Source organism: uncultured Sphingobacterium sp. (assembly GCF_964277905.1).
In the GTDB taxonomy this organism is placed as follows: Bacteria; Bacteroidota; Bacteroidia; order Sphingobacteriales; family Sphingobacteriaceae; genus Sphingobacterium; species Sphingobacterium siyangense.
This window is the reverse complement of record NZ_CAXYKD010000048.1, coordinates 226,993-247,475: the sequence shown is the minus strand read 5'-3', so window position 1 is coordinate 247,475 and position 20,483 is coordinate 226,993. Positions and strand designations below refer to the sequence as shown.

Annotated in this window: 15 protein-coding genes; 2 read left to right on the top strand and 13 right to left on the bottom strand. The window is 40.7% G+C overall.

The window, feature by feature from the left end; genetic code table 11:
* The first annotated feature begins 349 nt into the window (after nt 1–349).
* Nucleotides 350–4,081 carry a phosphoribosylformylglycinamidine synthase gene (gene purL, locus ACHWSC_RS22755; protein ID WP_145327470.1) on the top strand — a complete coding sequence of 1,244 codons (3,732 nt, stop codon included), beginning with the start codon at nt 350–352 and terminating at the stop codon, nt 4,079–4,081.
* 38 nt (nt 4,082–4,119) lie between these two features.
* Here the strand turns inward: purL and ACHWSC_RS22750 are convergent, their stop codons facing one another.
* On the bottom strand, nt 4,120–4,566 hold the full coding sequence (locus tag ACHWSC_RS22750; protein WP_075991990.1) for a DoxX family protein: 447 nt from the start codon (nt 4,564–4,566) through the stop codon (nt 4,120–4,122).
* A gap of 242 nt (nt 4,567–4,808) precedes the next feature.
* The gene (locus ACHWSC_RS22745) at nt 4,809–5,723 is read right to left on the bottom strand and encodes an AEC family transporter (RefSeq protein WP_248933427.1); all 915 of its coding nucleotides are present in this window, start codon (nt 5,721–5,723) and stop codon (nt 4,809–4,811) included.
* Nucleotides 5,724–5,830: 107 nt separating this feature from the next.
* Here ACHWSC_RS22745 and ACHWSC_RS22740 point away from each other — a divergent pair, with 107 nt between their 5' ends.
* Nucleotides 5,831–6,661, top strand: coding sequence for an AraC family transcriptional regulator (locus ACHWSC_RS22740; protein ID WP_120334700.1), 831 nt, complete (start codon nt 5,831–5,833; stop codon nt 6,659–6,661).
* A 55-nt stretch (nt 6,662–6,716) separates the two neighbouring features.
* On the opposite strand, the gene ACHWSC_RS22735 is transcribed toward ACHWSC_RS22740, so the two are convergent.
* The 11 genes from ACHWSC_RS22735 to ACHWSC_RS22685 all read right to left on the bottom strand — a co-directional run bounded on the left by ACHWSC_RS22735 (nt 6,717) and on the right by ACHWSC_RS22685 (nt 20,407).
* Entirely contained in the window at nt 6,717–9,053 is a 2,337-nt protein-coding gene (locus ACHWSC_RS22735) for a mechanosensitive ion channel family protein (RefSeq protein ID WP_145328515.1), read from the bottom strand.
* Nucleotides 9,054–9,168: 115 nt separating this feature from the next.
* Nucleotides 9,169–10,572, bottom strand: a complete 1,404-nt coding sequence (locus ACHWSC_RS22730) for a radical SAM protein (RefSeq protein WP_120334702.1) — start codon at nt 10,570–10,572, stop codon at nt 9,169–9,171.
* A gap of 11 nt (nt 10,573–10,583) precedes the next feature.
* Nucleotides 10,584–10,823: a hypothetical protein gene (locus tag ACHWSC_RS22725; RefSeq protein WP_046675824.1), complete on the bottom strand. Its 240-nt coding sequence runs from the start codon at nt 10,821–10,823 to the stop codon at nt 10,584–10,586.
* Nucleotides 10,824–10,828: 5 nt separating this feature from the next.
* Complete coding sequence (locus ACHWSC_RS22720; RefSeq protein ID WP_394678275.1) at nt 10,829–11,581, bottom strand: prolipoprotein diacylglyceryl transferase; 753 nt, start codon at nt 11,579–11,581, stop codon at nt 10,829–10,831.
* A gap of 137 nt (nt 11,582–11,718) precedes the next feature.
* Nucleotides 11,719–12,879 carry a diaminopimelate decarboxylase gene (gene lysA, locus ACHWSC_RS22715; protein WP_075991987.1) on the bottom strand — a complete coding sequence of 387 codons (1,161 nt, stop codon included), beginning with the start codon at nt 12,877–12,879 and terminating at the stop codon, nt 11,719–11,721.
* Nucleotides 12,880–12,894: 15 nt separating this feature from the next.
* The gene (locus ACHWSC_RS22710) at nt 12,895–14,208 is read right to left on the bottom strand and encodes an aspartate kinase (RefSeq protein ID WP_088161047.1); all 1,314 of its coding nucleotides are present in this window, start codon (nt 14,206–14,208) and stop codon (nt 12,895–12,897) included.
* A gap of 125 nt (nt 14,209–14,333) precedes the next feature.
* Nucleotides 14,334–15,281 (bottom strand): D-2-hydroxyacid dehydrogenase, encoded by a 948-nt coding sequence (locus ACHWSC_RS22705; protein ID WP_075991985.1) that lies wholly within the window; start codon nt 15,279–15,281, stop codon nt 14,334–14,336.
* 144 nt (nt 15,282–15,425) lie between these two features.
* On the bottom strand, nt 15,426–16,496 hold the full coding sequence (gene serC, locus ACHWSC_RS22700; RefSeq protein ID WP_088161046.1) for a 3-phosphoserine/phosphohydroxythreonine transaminase: 1,071 nt from the start codon (nt 16,494–16,496) through the stop codon (nt 15,426–15,428).
* Between the two features lie 186 nt (nt 16,497–16,682).
* The gene (locus ACHWSC_RS22695; RefSeq protein ID WP_088161045.1) at nt 16,683–16,940 is read right to left on the bottom strand and encodes a hypothetical protein; all 258 of its coding nucleotides are present in this window, start codon (nt 16,938–16,940) and stop codon (nt 16,683–16,685) included.
* Between the two features lie 55 nt (nt 16,941–16,995).
* On the bottom strand, nt 16,996–18,258 hold the full coding sequence (gene icd, locus ACHWSC_RS22690; protein WP_120334703.1) for an NADP-dependent isocitrate dehydrogenase: 1,263 nt from the start codon (nt 18,256–18,258) through the stop codon (nt 16,996–16,998).
* A gap of 25 nt (nt 18,259–18,283) precedes the next feature.
* On the bottom strand, nt 18,284–20,407 hold the full coding sequence (locus ACHWSC_RS22685) for a cation:proton antiporter (RefSeq protein WP_153847450.1): 2,124 nt from the start codon (nt 20,405–20,407) through the stop codon (nt 18,284–18,286).
* Between the last annotated feature and the right edge of the window lie 76 nt (nt 20,408–20,483).

The window sequence follows — 20,483 nt, the reverse complement described above, 5'->3', positions numbered from 1 at the left end:
GATACGATAGAGCCAAGGTAGCTATTTGGAGCTTAGATTCATACCGAAGGAAGAGATCGTATGAAGGAGTTCATAAACCCCTTCCCAAGGATAATCATATTTATTCATAGGTGATGAATGCTGCGAATGTAGGGGCTTTCCCCGAACGAAACGAATGCAATTATTAATTATAACTTTTATTTACATGAATTAACACAACTTTACACTTATTTACACAAAACAGCAATTTTGGCCTTTTCCAGTAAACGCAACCTGAGCCTATTTTTTAATGAAAATTCAAGCATTTCCATCAAAATAAATATGTAACTTTGTGCTTTAATTTGAAGAACGTTCAAAACAAACATTTATAATGATTCATTTCTTTGAGAACCCATCGAACACTGTATATGGTGTTCAAAGCGTAAACTCTTTATCACAAGAAGACATTACTAAACTCAACTGGCTATTCGGCAACGCCAAAAAACTAGACGACCAAAACCTTAACCATTACTTTGTAGGACCCCGCGCTGCGATGGTTACTCCCTGGAGTACCAATGCCGTAGAAATCACACAAAATATGGGCATTGCAGGAATTGTTCGTATAGAAGAATTTCAACCGGTACCAGCGGATTTCAATGACTTCGATCCAATGATTTCACAAAAGTTCAGTATGTTGACACAGGACATGTATACCGTCAACATCACACCTGAACCGATATTGGAAATTGAAGACATCGAGGCCTACAACAAATCTGAGGGCCTTGCGCTAAATCCAGAAGAAGTAGACTACCTCAATAATCTTTCGACCAAGTTGGGTCGTCTGCTTACAGACTCGGAAGTATTCGCTTTTTCACAAGCAAATTCTGAACACTGTAGACACAAGATTTTCAATGGTACCTTTATCATTGATGGCGAAGAGCAGCCCACTTCCCTATTTAAATTAATCAAAAAGACTTCTGAAACCAATCCGAACGAGATTGTTTCTGCTTATAAAGATAACGTTGCCTTTGTTAAAGGGCCACGTGTCACACAATTTGCGCCTAAATCTGCCGACAAACCTGATTTTTACGAAGAGAAAGCATTTGATTCGGTTTTATCAGTAAAAGCCGAAACACACAATTTCCCAACTACTGTAGAACCATTTTCGGGGGCTGCTACTGGGTCAGGTGGTGAAATCCGCGACCGTATGGCCGGTGGCCAAGGAGCGATTCCATTGGCGGGTACAGCTGTATATATGACTGCTTATTCGCGATTGGAACAAAATAAATTGGACCTTCAGGCAGGAACAGTAACTGAGCCGGCAAAGGAACTCAACAAAACACGCCCATGGGAAAATGCGATGCAAGAGCGTCAATGGTTATACCAAACCCCAGTTGACATCCTGATCAAAGCTTCCAACGGTGCTTCTGACTTCGGTAATAAGTTTGGTCAGCCCCTCATTACAGGTTCTGTATTGACCTTTGAGCATGAAGAGGATGGCCGTAAACTTGGTTACGACAAAGTCATTATGCAAGCTGGTGGTGTTGGCTATGGAAAACTAGATCAAGCGAAAAAACATACGCCGAAAACTGGTGATAAAGTCGTTATCCTAGGTGGTGAAAATTACCGCATCGGAATGGGTGGAGCCGCTGTATCTTCTGCAGATACAGGAGCATTTGGTTCTGGAATTGAGCTTAATGCGATTCAACGTTCCAATCCCGAAATGCAAAAACGTGCAGCGAATGCTGTTCGTGGCTTAGTAGAGTCCGATCATAACCCAATTGTCTCTATCCATGATCATGGTGCAGGTGGCCACTTAAACTGTTTATCTGAACTTGTTGAAGAGACCGGAGGTTTAATTGACCTGGATGCACTTCCTGTAGGAGATCCTACACTATCGGCAAAAGAAATTATCGGTAATGAATCGCAAGAACGTATGGGACTTGTGATCGCTGAAGATGATATTGACACGTTAAAACGTGTTGCAGATCGCGAACGTGCACCAATGTACACTGTAGGTGATGTCACTGGCGACCACCGCTTTACTTTCGAATCGAAAAGTACAGGTGAAAAACCAATGGATTACGCCCTTGAAGATTTCTTTGGTTCATCGCCAAAAACTTTCATGCGCGATAAAACCGTCGTTCGCAATTATGCGGATCTTGCTTATGATGCAGCCGACATTCCAAACTACTTAAACCAAGTATTACAATTGGAAGCTGTTGCTTCGAAAGATTGGTTAACCAATAAAGTAGACCGTTGTGTTGGTGGCCGTGTTGCCAAACAACAATGTGCAGGTCCATTGCAATTAGCGTTGAACAACGTCGGTGTTATGGCACTTGACTATAAAGGTAAAGAAGGTATTGCGACAACAATAGGTCACTCCCCTGTTGCTGCCTTGGTGGATCCGGCGGCGGCAAGTAGAACGGCTATTGCCGAATCGCTTTCCAACATCGTATTTGCGCCAATCAAAAATGGCCTCGCAGGAATCTCCCTATCGGCCAACTGGATGTGGGCGGCCAATAATGAGGGGGAAGATGCCCGCTTATACCAAGCTGTTAAAGCCTGCTCGGATTTTGCCATTGCATTGGGAATCAATATCCCAACGGGAAAAGATTCTTTGTCGATGAAGCAAAAATATCCAAACGGCGAAAACGTCATTGCCCCAGGCACATTGATCATTTCTGCCGCAGGAAATTGTACTGATATCACAAAAGTGGTAGAACCTGTGCTGAACAAAAAGGCCGGATCGATCTATTACATCAACTTATCAAAAGATCAGTTCAAATTAGGCGGTTCGTCATTTGCGCAGATCATCAATAAATTAGGTACTGAAGTACCGACCATTCAAGATGCTGCTTATTTCAAAACAGCATTCAATACCGTACAGCAATTAATTAACGAAGGACAGATCGAAGCTGGTCACGATGTCGGATCGGGGGGCTTGATTACCACCTTATTGGAAATGACCTTTGCCGATGTTAATCTCGGCGCCAACTATGACCTTTCAGCATTAAATGAATCTGATAGCGTAAAAGCCTTCTTTAATGAGAATATTGCACTTGTCCTGCAGGCGAAAGACGACGCTGCTTTTGAAGCGATTGTCAAGGAAGCTGCTGTGGACGCGGTTAAAATTGGTCAGGTGATCGAAGGTAATACGGTAACGATTAAAAATCAAGAAGCGGTATTCAGCTTTGATGTCGCAGCAACACGTGATGTATGGTCTACAACATCATTCCTTTTGGATTCAAAGCAATCTAAAAATGGAACAGCGCAACAACGTTTTGATAATTATAAAAATCAACCCCTAGCCTTTACTTTCCCAAGTCAATTTGATGGTAAGAAACCTAACATTGACGGAACTAAGGCACGTCCGAAAGCTGCGATCCTTCGTGAGAAAGGTTCCAACTCCGAACGCGAAATGGCTAACGCCATGTTCTTGGCAGGTTTTGATGTAAAAGATGTTCACATGACCGATTTGATAACTGGTCGCGAGACATTGGAAGACATCCAATTTATCGGTGCTGTAGGCGGTTTCTCGAACTCAGATGTATTGGGTTCGGCAAAAGGTTGGGCTGGAGCTTTCCTTTACAATGAAAAAGCGAAAAAAGCCCTAACCGATTTCTTTGCTCGTCCGGATACACTTTCGGTTGGTATCTGTAATGGCTGTCAGCTATTTATGGAACTTGAAATGATCAATCCTGAGCATGAAATCCACGGAAAAATGCTACACAACACTTCCGGAAAACACGAGTCAAACTTTGTATCTGTAAAAGTTCAGGAAAACAATTCCGTCATGTTATCGACACTAGCGGGAAGTACATTGGGTGTTTGGATCTCACATGGGGAGGGAAAATTCAACCTTCCGTATGCTGAAGAGCAATACAATATCGTTGCAAAATATGCGTATGAGCAATATCCGCATAACCCAAATGGTTCGGACTATAATACAGCAATGGTTTGCGATAAGACTGGACGCCACTTGGCTACTATGCCACATATTGAGCGTTCGGTGTTCCAATGGCATTGGGCAAATTATCCAAAAGGTCGTCAGGACGAAGTTTCTCCTTGGATTGAAGCATTCGTTAATGCGCGCCAATGGATTGACGAGCAAGGCAAATAAAAAAAGAAAAGCTCCTTCATGCATGAAGGAGCTTTTTTTTAGATATCCCTTTTGTATCCTGGTTTGTTCATCATTTGATCTAGGGAGTATTTTCCAGAGCCCATGACCATAAAAAAGATCAGCAAAAAGAATACGACTATAGAAAGCCACAATTCGGAATTCAAATAACTAAACCCGTGGGTGATATTAACAAAAAATACAGCCCCTACCAGTACCGGAAATAGCAGTAGTGAGGCCAGACGGGTTTGAAAACCTAAAATTAGGAACAACCCTCCCACCAAATGGGTAAAAACCACATAGTGAACAGCACCCCATGATGATAAGTGGAAACTACTTTGCTCAATCATATGTTGAACAACATCCCTATCATTTACGAAACTTACACCTTTGGCAAAAATAACGACCCCTAAGGCTATTCTTAGGTAATCAATCCATTGTGGGTGATGAGCATCGCCCCAATGTTCAATTTTGTGTATCAGGTTCATAACATACCTCCTTTTTATAGATGGTTATAGCCTAATAACAGTTGAACAGCAAAAAAGTTGTTCGCATGAGATGATTCACTATCAAAATGTTACGAAGTGAATACACCCCCACGACTACACAATACTTCGGATAAGACTAATCGCTGCCAAATCAGGCCTACGCTGTATTCAAAATCAATCAATCAATCAATCAATCAATCAATCAATCAATCAATCAATCAATCAATCAACGCAACTGTAGGTTAGGAGAAAAAAAGTCGAATAACAAAATCCCAAAATGCTGTTGTTAGCAGCCCCACAACAATACTAAAACCGATAACCAGATTGACCAGCTTGGTATTCAGATGGTATTGCTCGGCAATGATCCCCGAAGTGACCAAGGTTGGCATAGCTGCTTCGAATATACTGATCCGCGCAACAGCTCCCTTCACACCAAGTAGTAATGCAAATAGTAATACCAATGCTGGGGCAAGAATCAATTTATAACTCATCGCTGTACTGATCTGCGAAATCTGTTGTCGCCAACCATCAAACTTCAACTGTAAACCAATAGAAAATAAGGCCAAGGGCCCAACGGTGGCCACCAACTTATCGAAAAAAGGCTCAGCAACTGAAAGGTCAACAAATTGAGACAGCATTAAGGCTGTTATACAACCGATCAGGGGTGGAAAGCTGACTAACTTTCGAAGCATAAATTTGACATCGATCGTTTCGCCATCCTGGACATTCGCTTTTAGTGCATTGATGATTCCGGCAGTAGAAAGTAGAATAAATGTAGTTTGGTCGCAAATAATTGCAATCGGCAACTGGGCTTCCCCAAAATAAGCTATGATCAATGGAAAGCCTATAAAGGACGTATTGCTATAACCTGCTGCCAATTCCAAGCTACTGCGGGAGCGCTGCTTATAATTTTTACGCCGACAGTATACTTCCATAAATAACCAACTGCCTGCCCAAACGAGGATCGCCGAAAACACGGGAAACAGTAATTCTGATGACCATACGATCTTCGGAATATATTTGAAAGACACCGCCGGCAGGGCAAAATAAAGAATCCAGGTATTGATCCCTTTATGTGCTTCGGAATGAATTAAATTTGTTCGCCTTAACAACATCCCCGCTGCGATGCAAAATGCAATCATTATAAAATTAATCATGTTTTCTTATCATTTTATACGACACAAAGGTGCGATAGTAGAGCAGGCAATAACATGTACAAATACATTATTTTTATGTACATTTAAAGATATATATCAGGAGAGCAATGCGCAAAAAACAGTTTGAACCTTTACGGATCAGTGAATTTATTGAGGATAGTTTTCATTTGCCTCCACACGAGCAAAATTATTATGAGCTTGTTTATATTCGTTCGGGCAAAGGAACCCATGTGATCAACAAATTTGAACTGAATTATGAACCTGGCGATGTGTTCTTAATTAGTCCGGCAGACAAGCATTATTTTAACATTGAAGAAAAGACCCATTTTTTGTTTATTTTATTTACAGACACCTACTTCCTGCAGAATAAACGTAATCTAAAGCGCTATGCGTGGATTATGGAGCTAATGAACGATAAAGGATTAAAGGAACGCAAACTGTATATGGACGAGCACCATCGCCTGATTTATTCACATATCCTGGAAGCTGTCCGACTGTATAGTAATGCCACTGTCAACGAGCGTTCTGATTGGCTATTTGACCAACTCGTTGCGATCTTTGGGCTCTACAAAGAAATATCAGAAACACAACGCTTACCCCAGCAGCATGAACTATATGTAGACCGATCGATTTCGGCTTATATTCATCGCTATATTTTTTCGCCCGAAAAACTTCAGGTCAGCCTGCTGGCTCAGAAATTTAATATTGCTCCATCCTATTTTGGAATCTACTTTAAGAAGAACTTCGGCACCAGTTTGAGAGCCTATATCAACAGCTACCGAATCGAACTCATCGAGAACAGACTTAAATCCAAAGATTATACCTTGAAACAAATTGCTGCAGAACTCGGATTTACCGACGAGAGCCATCTTTCCCATTTCTACAAACGCGCCAAGGGATTCAGCCCGTTATATTTCCGAACCCATCTGACTAAATAATAAGCGCTCCCGATAATCCATTATGTATACTCGTCAGAAAAAGTCAATTGATAAACTAATTTTTGGGTGGAATGACACTATAAAATTTCAAGCCCTCCGCTTCAAACTTTTTGTATAACACAAGCAGCACATCGTTTTTAAGCGACGAGGCATTGGCTGCGGCGTTTACCCAGCAGTAAACACTCAGGTAGATCATCTCGGCACTGATATCCTGTATGCTGATCCCGCTATCTCTATCCTGTATATAATGTGGGCTGGACATCATCGCATCTTTAATCCATTCTTTCGCTTTGTCCAGATCGGCCTGTCGATCGATATGGAGTACAAAGCTTGTTTTACTGTATTCCTGTGATAAAGTCCAATTGACGACTCTTCCAGAGAGTAAATCACCATTTGGGATGATAACGTCGGCACCATCTGCAGTTTTGAGGACACTGGCACGTATACCGATTTCTTTGACCCGCCCTTTTTTGTCGGCAAGTTCAATTTGGTCGCCCACCCGAAATGGCTTGTCAAAAACCAGAATAATGCCCGATACAAAATTATTGATGATATTCTGCATGCCCAGACCGATACCAACACTCAGTGCTCCGATGACAACGGTAAGTTTATCCAAACTCATTCCCAGGGCAGAGATTGCCATAAAAAAACCAATCAGAATAATCGCCAACCGAAAGAGCGGAAATAGGGTCATCTTCTGATTATAGACCTGGCTAAGCTGACCGTCTTCACCGCCGAGAACAATCAAACTGATATTTTTTTGAAACCAGTTGGCCACCAGAAGCAGTAAAACAGCCACAACAAGGTTGCCGAGTGTAAAAGATATGCTTCCAATGCTGCGCACTTTGCCAAAAAAGACTTCGCTCGCGGCCAATAATGTTTCTATAAACTGTAAGTTGTTTGCCAACACAATAATGGCCAAAAGCACACATACGATCCGAAGAATTTCGGTGATGATAGCCAATGTACGCTGTTCGTTAAAACGCATCCAGAATCCTGCAGTCAATCGATCTTTTTTAAACTGATTACGTACATCTGCCTTAATCATGTCTGCAAAATACTGCAACGTAAAGGATTGGACTAAACCAACGGCACAGGCAATACTAAAGCTCCGCGAGTGCTCAACATGACCAATCACATTCAAGGTAATTGCCGTGATATTAAGGATAGCGAAAACGACATAAATAAAATTGCTGATATACCCCGGACTATCTGCATTTTTGATTCGTCGCTTTGTGTAGCTAACAAGTCCCAGTGCAATCAGATTAAAGGCGATACAAACGATCCTTAAAAAGAGGTCATCGCTTACGATCATATTGACAAATACATCCAGGAGATAGAATACAATGAGGATAATGGCAATTTTACGCTGTAACCCGCTCATGCGATGCCTTAGCAAAAACATGAAGATTAACATAATGACCAATTGGGAAGCCTGCAGAATGAAACTTGGTGTAAAGAAGTTTACAAAAGGCAACAGTGTCAAGAGAAAAATAATTGTTTTCCCAACGATAGCATCAATCGCAAGTTTATGTTCAGGATCATTCTGTCGAAGGATATAGGACACCCGCACAATCCAGTAGCAATAGCCCAATCCCAATACAATCAATAGGATACGGCTCGCCCAATCGGTCCGATTAACATATTTGTCTATCGCTGTATTGTTACTATAATTACTCCGTATATTGTTTAAAATTACATCCTTTGAAATCGCCGCCGTATTCGCTTTCCAGATCGAACTTTTGCTCGATGTAGAATCGACCTTTTTACTTACATTTTTCACTTCATGCACAGCATCCAGACGCAGCAAATGGCGTTGGTTCTTGGCGATAAGTTCATCTATCGTACGGTTGATGGCTTCTAGAGAATCCATTTTTGCCGACAGCTTGAGCTGAGCATTATCAAGGTATTGGTACGCTCGACTATGATTACTGGTACTAATATCATAACGGTTGACCAAATTTCTGATCTGATCCTGGGTAATATTAAGACTGTTTGAATAATTACTGATACTGCCCTTAATAGACTTCAGCTGCCTAATTTCTTCGTGAATACTATTTTTAATTGCAGCAATGCTGTCTTTGGCCGATCCTGTATTGGTCGCAGTATACGTATTGGATTTCTCATTCAGTTGCGCAACGAAATCCGCCATTGAACCTGTTCGAATATTAGCAAGAAAAGTCAAATTGACCTTCTTCAGGTCATTGCGCAAGGAGTCATTGCCAACACGTGTGGAATCCACAGCTGACCTTTTATTGAAGCCAACATGTGCCGCGGTTCGATCGTTACTCTGATTTCTTCTAACCTGAACTGAATCCTGTGCAAACACATGCAACTGAAAAGCCAAGAGACTTAAGACAAAAATAAAACGCTTAACAATGCCCAATTTCATACTTCTAATTTTGTTGATTTCCTTACCTGACAATGTGTAGCCAAATGCGATGAACACTACATCTTGCAAAGAAAAGACCAAAGGTATTTCTTCGACAAAAATAACTTATCTCCCGTTAAAATCGAATAGCATCCGATAGTTTTAGTTCTTCCAGTCGTTTTACTTTATCATCACGATAAAATAAATTCATCGTCTCAAAAGGAATTAATTTCAAGTCTTTGTTGACGATATGGACACATGATTTTTTGACTGCGCGAACGTCAAAATCATAGGCATCCATAAAATTCATAATGATAATTCGGAAAAGATTGTCGTAATCAAGATCAGGTGCGCAGACCTCGGGTAAACAGCAAAGCAACTGGTTTACTTTTGGCTTTACCTTATCCACAGAAATTCCCGTGCTAAATATATCCAGCAATTGCATCTGAACACCTTTGTCCTGTTCATATACAATGGTGTTGCGCGATTGGCTATTTAACAAAATAGCAGGATCAATATGTCGGGTCAAAGGTATACGCTCCGCTCCTATTTTCAGTATATAGCCCATTGCCAAAGCATCAGGATTACAAGGAACAGGAATAATATCATGTGGGTCCAATAGTGGATATTGATTCAGGATTTCCTGACGTACCTCCGTTAATGTCATTTTATGTTGCTGTGCATCGGCCGCATTTCGACCGGCAATTTCCACCGGTTGAAAGGTTACCCCCCGTACACATCGCTGTTGTAAGGCGTAATCCAAAATTTCCCCTATTTCATCATCGTTGGTTCCTTTTTCCAGGACGACGACCAAGGTTGTACTTAGATTGAGTGCATTTAATTTGTCTATGGCCTTTTTTCGGATATCCGTAAGATCTTTGCCCCGGAATTTCTCAAGCACCGATGGGCGAAAGGAATCGAACTGGAGATAGATTTCAAATTCAGGCGCATAAGTCGCGAGTTGCTCAGCAAAACCAGGATCATTTGCAATTCTGATCCCATTCGTATTGAGCATGAGATGCTTAATAGGCTTTGTCTTCGCAATGTCTAAAATCTTAAAAAAATCAGGATGTATGGTTGGCTCTCCACCGCTGATCTGAACCACATCCGGTTCACCTTCACTTTCGACGATTTTGTCAAACATCCGTTCAATTTCTTCCAGCGAGCGATGTCGTCCATAATGGGGCGATGACATGGCATAACAGGTTGGACAGGTCAAATTACAGCGGTCGGTCACTTCGATAATAGAAAGGCAACTGTGCTGTTCATGATCGACGCATAAGCCACAATCATAGGGACAGCCATAATGTACTTCATTATCAAATTTCAAAGGTGTTTCTGAGGCTTTATTATAATTCCGAATGTTCTTATAATAGTCAACATCAGTTGCAATCAGTGTTTTAAAAAAGCCATGATCAGGACAGTTTTTTGTCATAAATACCTGCTCATCCTCGATAATAATCTTGGCACCAACACGCGAAAGGCATGTTGGACATAGGCTGATGGTGTAATCATAGTATGTATAGTTTCTAACTGGCATAAAGCTGATCTCTAGTTCATAAAGGTAAGTCCACAGGCAAGTCCCCCTGCCAACATTGCTCCAATTCCGCCCAACAATACTTTAAGCCAGGGATTGACATTGAATTTTGATTCTTTATTTCCAGCTTTAATAATCGAGCCGATAATAATAACCAAAAGTGCAATACCAATCACAATAGCACCTATAGTAAGTAGAAAAAGTCCCAACATCGCGGTACTTTCCGATCCAAATGACCCCTCAAGCAAATACATAATTTCTATTTTTTGATTAAACGTTCATTTTTTAATAAATAAATATAATAAATTATCACCACGATGCAGGTAATTTGTATGGTACTTAGCCCCAAAAGTATAATTGCCCGTGGCTTAATAAAGTCCAACAGGAAACGAAAACTAAAATAACTAAGCATAAAAAGCTGAAACAACACGCCATTTCGATAATTGTATCGCCGTTTAAAAAGTTGGAGTCCCACAAATAACAGCAGTAAAAATGCGATTTCATACAGCGCTACCGGATGCCGTTTATAGGCATCCCCCAGATACATCCCCAATGGAGACGTTGTGGGTAAACCATAGGTCTGCTCGAATACACCCGTATAAAAACAACCTACCCTACCAATGGAAATTGCACTAATCAAGGGAAAGACCATCCGATCACCGGTACTTTCTTTTTTACCCATGATCTTTTTCATCCCTTCCACGGCAACCAAACCTCCCGCCAAACCACCGATTATCGTATTGTTCACCCAGACGTAAGCCCATTTATGTGTCGCATTGAGCAATTCAGCCGGGCGTTCGAGAGAACCGATGACATGTGAGCCAATTAAAGCCCCTAGACCGGCAGCAATAACAATAAGAAGAGAATTGGTATGCCCTAAACTTTCCTGATCCTTCCATTTGAGCAACTGATAATAACGCATACCAATAAACATCCCCAATCCTTCCATAAAAGGATGTAAGAGAAATGTTTTCCCAAACAAATCGATCGTAACCGGAAATTCAATCGCCATAAGCATAAACAAGTATACGAAAGACGATCAAGAAAATGATAAACAAAAGTTTCTGCACATAGGACAAAACTCTTAAAACCAAAAAGCCAGTCTGAAGAACAGACTGGCTTTTAAATAAATATTCTAAAAACGGGAGCTTATAGCTGATTGCTATATACAAAGCGTATTTCCTCACGTAGATTATAACGCGACGCCATCACTTCGCCATAAGCACCTGCAGAACGAATGGCAATTAAGTCGCCACGTTTTGAAACCGGAAGTGGTACTTCCTTACCAAAGCAGTCGGACGATTCACAGATTGGCCCAACCACATCGTAGTTAATGGATTCGGCGCTGTCTGTCGCGCTGATATTTTCAATTTTATGATAGGCCTGATACAAGGCCGGGCGCATTAATTCAGTCATTCCAGCATCCAATACCAAGAAATTTTTCTTGACACCATTTTTGACATACAACACGCGGCTTACAAGGCTTCCGCATTGTGCGACCAAAGCCCGCCCCAATTCAAAGTGCACTTCTTGCTGTGCTGTACGCTCCAGGAAGCGGTCGAAAATATCAAAATAAGCTTCAAAATCAGGAATTGTATTTCCATCAGGATTTTTATAATCAATCCCCAATCCGCCACCGACATTCAATACACGGATTTGTGTACCGCGTTCCTCAAACCAGTTTTTCCATTCATTGACCTTCACGCACAGGCTTTTGAATACGGTCATATCCGTAATCTGTGAACCTACGTGAAAATGAAGACCAACCAATTCAATAGATTCACATTTTTTAAGCACGGCTGCACATTTTTCCAAATCGGCATTGGGCACACCAAATTTGTTTTCATCAAGCCCTGTTGTAATATAATGATGGGTGTGTGCATCCACATTTGGGTTGATCCGTAAAGCCACATTTGCTTTTACACCTTTCTTTGAGGCAAGCTCATTGATGACCTCAAGCTCCTGAATGGACTCCACATTAAAAGCAAAAATATTTTGATCGAGCGCATAATTGATTTCCTTATCAGATTTACCAACTCCCGCAAAAGTGACTTTCTTGGAATCAAAGCCACATTCAATGGCTTTCTTTACCTCATTGCCACTCACACAATCCGCACCAAAGCCGATCTCTTGAATCGCCTTCAATAACTCGTCATTAAAATTGGCCTTTAATGCATAGTGAACATGAAATCCCCGTTTGTGGGACGCAGCATGCGCAGCCTCCAGGGTCTTGTTTAACACATTCAGATCATAATAATAAAACGGCGTTTCTTTCTCTGCAAACTTCGCCGCGATACCTGTATTTATCATATAAAAACCTACTTCTTAAAATAAACGATTGTGCAATGAACGTAATGCTTCTGTTTTATGATCTGAATTCAATAGAATCGACACGTTAAAGTCTGAACCACCGTAAGAAATCATACGAACTGGAAGGTGTTTTACAGCGTCAAGTACGCGAGCAGCATAACCATGGCTATTCAAACCGAAATCGCCTACAACGCATACAATGGTCTGATCACCATCTACTGTTACAGAACCAAAATCCTCCACTTCTTTGATAATATCAGCCAAATTGGTTGTATCATCAATGGTCAACGATACCGCCACTTCCGAAGTTGTGATCATATCGATTGGTGTTTTATAACGTTCGAATATTTCAAAAACACGACGTAGGAAACCATAGGCAAGTAGCATACGGGATGAATGGATGTGGATTGCCGTGATACCGTCTTTCGCGGCAATGGCGCGAATACAACCTTTCTGAGCACCGTCCTTACTGATCAATGTCCCTTTCGCATTGGGCTCCATCGTGTTCAACAACCGAACTGGAACGTTATATTTTTGCGCTGGGAATACCGATTGTGGATGTAAAATTTTAGCACCAAAATAAGCCAGCTCCGCAGCTTCATCAAAGCTTAGATGTGCAATCGGTGTTGTTCCTTTGACAACACGAGGATCATTATTGTGCATCCCATCGATGTCCGTCCAGATCTGAACTTCCTCCGCACGGATTGCTGCGCCGATCAATGAAGCCGTATAATCTGAACCACCACGGCGCAAATTATCGATTTCACCAAATGAATTTCGGCAAATAAAACCTTGTGTGATAAATAACGTATTTTCTGGGCTCTGTGCCAAAATATGACTTAGTTTTTCGCCAATGTATTCCACCATAGGCTCATTATCCTCATCAATTTTCATAAAATCCAGTGCTGGTAACAACACGGATTTTATACCGATTTCGTTCAAATAGAAATGCCATAAAGCAGTAGACATCAATTCACCTTGCGCCAGAATAACTTTTTCTTCAATAGGTGTAAATAATTCATTGGCTAAGGTAGAAATCAGATTAAAATGGTAATCGATCAATTCTTTACCATTTTTATAACCTTGTTCAGTGCTGAAAAGTTCTTTAATAAGGTCTTCGTACTTATCCTTATGCTTCTTGACCAAATCTTTAGCTTCGTCCTTCTTACCTGCTGTGTAAGCTTGACCTATTTCAACCAAAGCATTTGTCGTTCCAGCAACTGCGGACAATACGACGATCTGACGTTCAGCAGGGTTTACAATATCCAACAACCCTTTGATACGTGCTGCACTTCCCACGGAAGTACCACCAAATTTTAAAACTTTCATACTGAAGTTACAATTATTAAATTTCTGTGTGCCAATATAGGCAATTCATGAATTTATATTAAAAAAAATGCGGCACAAAATCATGAAAGTTTTGTGCCGCATATCTTATATGTTATGCGGAAGAATTACTTCTTCAAGTTTTCGATCAGTAGACCGGCCAATTCTTCGCCGATTCTTTCTTGAGCTTCATTGGTCGCCGCCCCAATATGTGGCGTCAACGAAATTTTTGGATGTTTTAAGATCTCTTCGCGTGGAGTAGGTTCATTATCGAATACATCTAAACCGGCGAATGCAACTTTACCCGAATCCAATGCTTTCACTAATTCCAATTCATCAATAACGCCGCCTCTCGAGGCATTAACTAAGCCAACACCATCTTTCAATAATGGGAACTCTGCAGCTCCGATAGCTGGTTTATCCAAAAATGGAACGTGTAAAGAGATAAAATCTGAAACTTTAAATAAGTTGTCCATCTCCACTTGTTGAATAGGTACCTCAACTTGGATACCACCTGAAAGTGTTATGGTCAATGTTTTTGGTCCTTCGAACAAATCCGTGTAAACCACATCCATTCCCAGACCAATGGCGATTTTGGCAACTTCGCGACCGATACGACCAAATCCAACGATACCGATCGTCTTACCACGAAGCTCAGTACCAGCTCCATAAGCTTTTTTAAGGGCGCCAAATTTTGTATTACCCTCTACAGGCATTTTTCTATTAGAATCGTATAAGAAACGTACACCATTCAATAGGTGAGCAAAAACCAGCTCAGCAACTGATAAAGAAGATGCTGCAGGGGTATTGACAACAGCAATCCCTTTTGAACGGGCGTAGTCTACATCAATATTATCCATGCCTACTCCACCACGGCCGATAACTTTCAAGTTAGGGCAGCCATCAATCAGGGCCTGACGTACTTTAGTTGCACTACGTACCGTGATTGCATCATAAGCAAGGAGCTTTTCTGGAAGCTCTTCTTGCGGAATATGAGTTGTATCTACACTATGACCTGCATCTTCCAACATTTTCTTTCCTAGTGGATCGATACCGTCATTCGCTAATATTTTCATCTTTATAATTCGTTTTTAAAGGTATCAGTGCCGTTCAACTCATCGGAAGATCCAACCAGGTGAATACGATACGACCTCTATAATTCTTAATCTAACTAATTATCTGTTTGTCAACTGCTAAATTTCAGCAACATGCACACTGCCTTATGCCGTATGCGTGTCCTCAAATTCTTTCATTGCATCAATCAACGCATTTACGCTACTTAATGGTAAAGCATTGTAAATCGAAGCTCTAAATCCACCTACAGAACGGTGACCTTTGATTCCGATCAAATTACGCTCTTTTGCCAAAGCCAAAAATTCAGCTTCCAACTCTGGTGTATCCATTACAAAAGTAACATTCATGCGTGAACGATCTTCAACAGCTGCAGTACCTTTGAACAATGGGTTACGGTCGATTTCATCGTATAAAGCACGAGCTTTGATGATATTCTCTTGCTCCAATACAGAAACACCGCCCTTTGCTTTTAACCAACGAAGGTTTAACATCGAAACAAAGATCGAATATACCGGTGGAGTATTGTACATTGAACCACCATTGATATGCAATTGATAATCCAACATCGACGGAAGAACACGTCCTGATTTACCTAAGATGTCATCTTTAACAATCACAAGTGTAACACCTGCAGGGCCCATATTTTTTTGAGCACCAGCATAGATCAAATCATAGTCAGCAACATTGATCTCACGTGAGAAAATATCAGAAGACATATCAACAACCACTGGCAATGCCGTTTCAGGTTTATCAAAAACCTCAGTACCGTAAATGGTATTGTTAGCTGTATAATGAAAATATGCAGCATCTGTTGGGATGGCATATCCCTTAGGGATGTAGGAATAATTTTTATCAATCGACGAAGCTACAACATCTACTGTACCGAATTTTTTAGCTTCTTTTAATGCTTTTGTAGCCCAGACACCAGTATCCAAATAAGCAGCTTTACCTCCTTCAGGTAAAAGATTCAACGGCGCCATTGCAAATTGCAAACTAGCCCCTCCTTGAAGGAAAAGAATCGAATATCCCTGAGGTACTGCCAATAACTCGCGTACTAGTTGTGTGGCTTCGTCTATCACTGCTTCAAACTCTTTGGAACGGTGAGAGATCTCTAAAATTGATAAACCGGTGTTGTTAAAATCAATTACAGCTTCTGAGGCTTGTTGAAATACTTCCTTTGGCAGAATACATGGACCTGCTCCAAAATTATGTTTCATTGATGTTATAGTTTGTTTGATTGCTATTCTTTAACCCTAGCTAAGCAATCCGTTGTTTAAAAACCAAAGGTAAAATAAAATTATATATTTTTCAACTAATCTGTTTTTTTATTGAAAATTTATAAAATTCTAAATGATTTCAATAAAAAGATCGCACAATAAACACCTAGTTCAATGCAAAAAACATCAAATAAGCAGCACTTTCCAAGCCATATCTACCTGATTATCTTGCAAATACTCCTTAGCCTTGAGTTGAAGATGGGTATTACGGGCGGATTGATCGCCAATAAAGGCATTTAACAATTCGTAAATTTCAGGGAGACTAGTTATATCATCTACCTCATGTGGAGTGGGTAAACGTTCGATCTGAGCCAACTTAATTTTCTCGTTTTCCGTAAAAATATTCGATTCCCTTATAAAAGGAGGAAGCTGATTGTAATCCATAAAAAAGCAGAAATTTTATTCAAATTTCTGCTTAATATCTCAGAAAATAAAATTCTTATATTTTTTCGATAATTCGATCGGCAAATTCACTTGTTTTGACTAATGTAGCATCATCCATTAAATTGTAAAAATCTACGGTCACGGTCTTGGCAATTATGGTTTCGCCCAAGGCCTTAACAATTGCCGCCGCTGCTTCTGTCCATCCAAGGTATTCGAGTAGCATAACACCGCTTAAAATAACCGACGAAGGATTCATGGTATTGGTATTTGCAAAACGAGGTGCTGTACCGTGAGTAGCTTCAAAAACAGCATGCCCTGTTTTAAAATTGATATTAGCTCCCGGTGCGATCCCTATACCGCCAACCATTGCGGCCAGCGCATCAGAAATATAATCACCGTTCAGATTTAAAGTTGCCACAACAGAAAAATCCCGTGGATTAAGTAAGATCTGCTGTAAAAAATTGTCGGCAATAATATCTTTAATCAAAATTTTACCTGAATCCAAGGCGGCTTTTTGTTCCTGATTAGCAACCTCCGCACCTTTTTCTGCTTTCGTTCGCTCCCATTGTCCCCAGGTATACGTTTTGTCGGCAAATTCCGTTTCAGCAACCTCATACCCCCAAATCTTAAAAGCCCCCTCCGTAAATTTCATGATATTTCCTTTGTGAACAATCGTCACTGAAGGTAAATTGTGATGAATAGCATGCTCTATTGCCGCACGGACCAGTCTTTTCGACCCTTCCTCAGAAACCAGCTTGACACCAACTCCTGTCGTGGCCGAGAAATTATAATCAATATTAAGCTCGTCATGCAAGAAATCCTGGAACCTGTTGGCTTCAGCTGTTCCCGCCTGAAACTCTATTCCAGCATAAATATCCTCCGTATTTTCACGAAAAATCACCATATCCACATATTCCGGATGTTTGACTGGCGAAGGTACGCCCACAAACCATTTTGTCGGCCTTTGACATACATAGAGATCCAAATCCTTACGCAAAGCAACATTCAAAGAACGGATTCCGCCACCTACTGGCGTGGTTAGTGGCCCTTTAATTCCAACGAGGTATTCTTTTAGTACATTTAGGGTATCTTTTGGTAGCCATTCGCCTGTTTCGTTAAAAGCTTTTTCACCTGCCAGCACCTCCTTCCATGTTATTTTCCGTTTTCCATCATACGCTTTCTCCACCGCTTGATCAAAAACACGCACTGCCGCATGCCAAAGATCGGGACCAATACCGTCGCCGATAATAAAAGGAATTGTTGGAAAATCTGGAACCTGTAAAGTTCCTTCACTTGACATTGTAATCTTATTTGACATAACCTTCAATTTTAACGGACAATTACTATCCCTTATTAAACATATTTCCGATCTCTTTGCTAATTTTTCTAAAGATTGGAGCTGCTTCGACATCTTCATACTCGTCGATGTGTGCATTTTCCACTCTACTAGGAAACACTAAAACAAGATTTTCGTTTGCATAAATACGATCTAATTTCTTTGCTACCCCATCCAGAGAATCACGATAGGAAACTTCTCCATTTCTGGCCGAAACAAAAATAAACATCGCATCTTCTTCCTTAAACGCTTTAAGGCCCTGCAAATTGTCCCAGGCATCGTAATGTTCAAAGGTAACAGGAACAGAATTTTTCAGCTCAACAAGATGTTCTTTAATGGCAGCAGCAGAGCGTTCATCGACAACAAATGTTACTGGAACAGATAGCTCCTGTGCCAGTTTAACAACCTTCTCCAGCCAATACTCGAACCCAAATTCTGCCTCGCACATGGGTGGTGCAAAAACGACAATGGATTTATTAGAAATAAAAGGTTTTTTAAAATGACATAACATCACATTAGCCGAGGTTCTGTTTAAGATACTTTCCGTTTTTTCTCCAACAAACTTATCCATAAAATTGGCCGCACTCGGCCAGCCCAAAACAATACAATTGGCAGAAACTTCTTTTGCCGACCGTGCAACCCCGCTAGCAATGTTTAAATCTATTGTAGCACTGATATTAACATTGGTTTCACTACCCGAAGCATATCTGACCATGTTATCCAGGTTCTTCCGTGCTTTGGACATGTTTAATTGAGCCTGCTCATTATCCTTCACAACGGACACGATATTGACTGGATAGGAACATTTCTTACTTTTAATATAGGTTGAAAAATCCAAAATAGGCTCCATATTATCCATGTTAGCGATAGATATCAAGATGTTTTCATCTTTTTCCTTCACCACATCTGTATGTTCTTCGTCCTGTTCACCATCCATAACCACTTTACGCGAGGCATTCCCTGTAACCACTGTAGCGACAATACAGGTAACCAAAATCAACAGAATCGTACCATTAAGCACATTCTCATCGATAATACCGTTCTTATGTCCAACCATGATTACAGCTAGTGTTGCAGCAGCATGAGCACTACTTAAACCAAATATCAGATTGCGCTGACCACGGCTATATTTAAAAACGAGCTGCGTCAACCATGCGGCCACATATTTACCGACGATAGCCACAACGGTCAGTGTTCCAGCAATAATAAGTGCCTGCGGCCCCTTCAAAATCACGCTGACATCGACAATCATCCCCACAGATATCAAGAAGAAAGGAATAAAAATCGCATTGCCGATAAACTCAATTCGGTTCATCAAAGCGGAAGAGTGTGGTATCAGTTTGTTGAGAGCCAGACCGGCAACGAAAGCCCCAATAATAGGCTCAAGGCCGGCAATTTCCGCTAAAAATGCAGCAAAAAACACGACAGAGAGCACGAAGATATAATTAGATGTCTTCTCACTCCCCAAGCGTTCAAAAAACCATTTTGCAATCCTTGGAATAACACCAAACATGATAAACAGGAAAATAGCAAAGGAAATCGTCAGGGTAATCCAAAATTCATTGCCAATATTTCCCTGAGAAACGCCAGTAATCACCGCAAGAATAATCAGCACGGCCGTATCCGTCAGGATTGTTCCACCTATCGTGATCGCAACAGCCTCCATTTTAGAAATACCATAGCTATTTACGATGGGATAAGAAACCAGCGTATGGGTAGCAAACATGCTTGATATCAACAAACTCGGTAAAACACCGTAGCCCAGTAAAAAATGACAAACAGGATAGCCAATACTGATCGGAACAATAAATGTTAAAAAGCCAAAAAGTAAACTCTTATTCTTGGTCTTTTTAAACTCATTCATATCCAACTCCAAACCGGCAATAAACATGATATAGAGCAGGCCTATTGTTGAAAACAGTGTGATAGCCGAGTTTTTTTCCAACCAGTTGAGTCCATGTGGTCCAATAATAACACCAGATATAATCAATCCAATAATACCCGGAACCTTAATCGGTCGCAGTACGATCGGTGATAACAGGATAATAAAAAGTACCAGCGAAAATATAAGTACAGGATTTTGTAAAGGCGCTTCGAAAGCGTGGGAAATATGCTCAAAAGTTTTATTCATAAGTGCTTGTATACTAGCCGTAATATGTATATACTTATTTTTCTATACAGCTCGAAAAATAGTTAACAGCACTAAA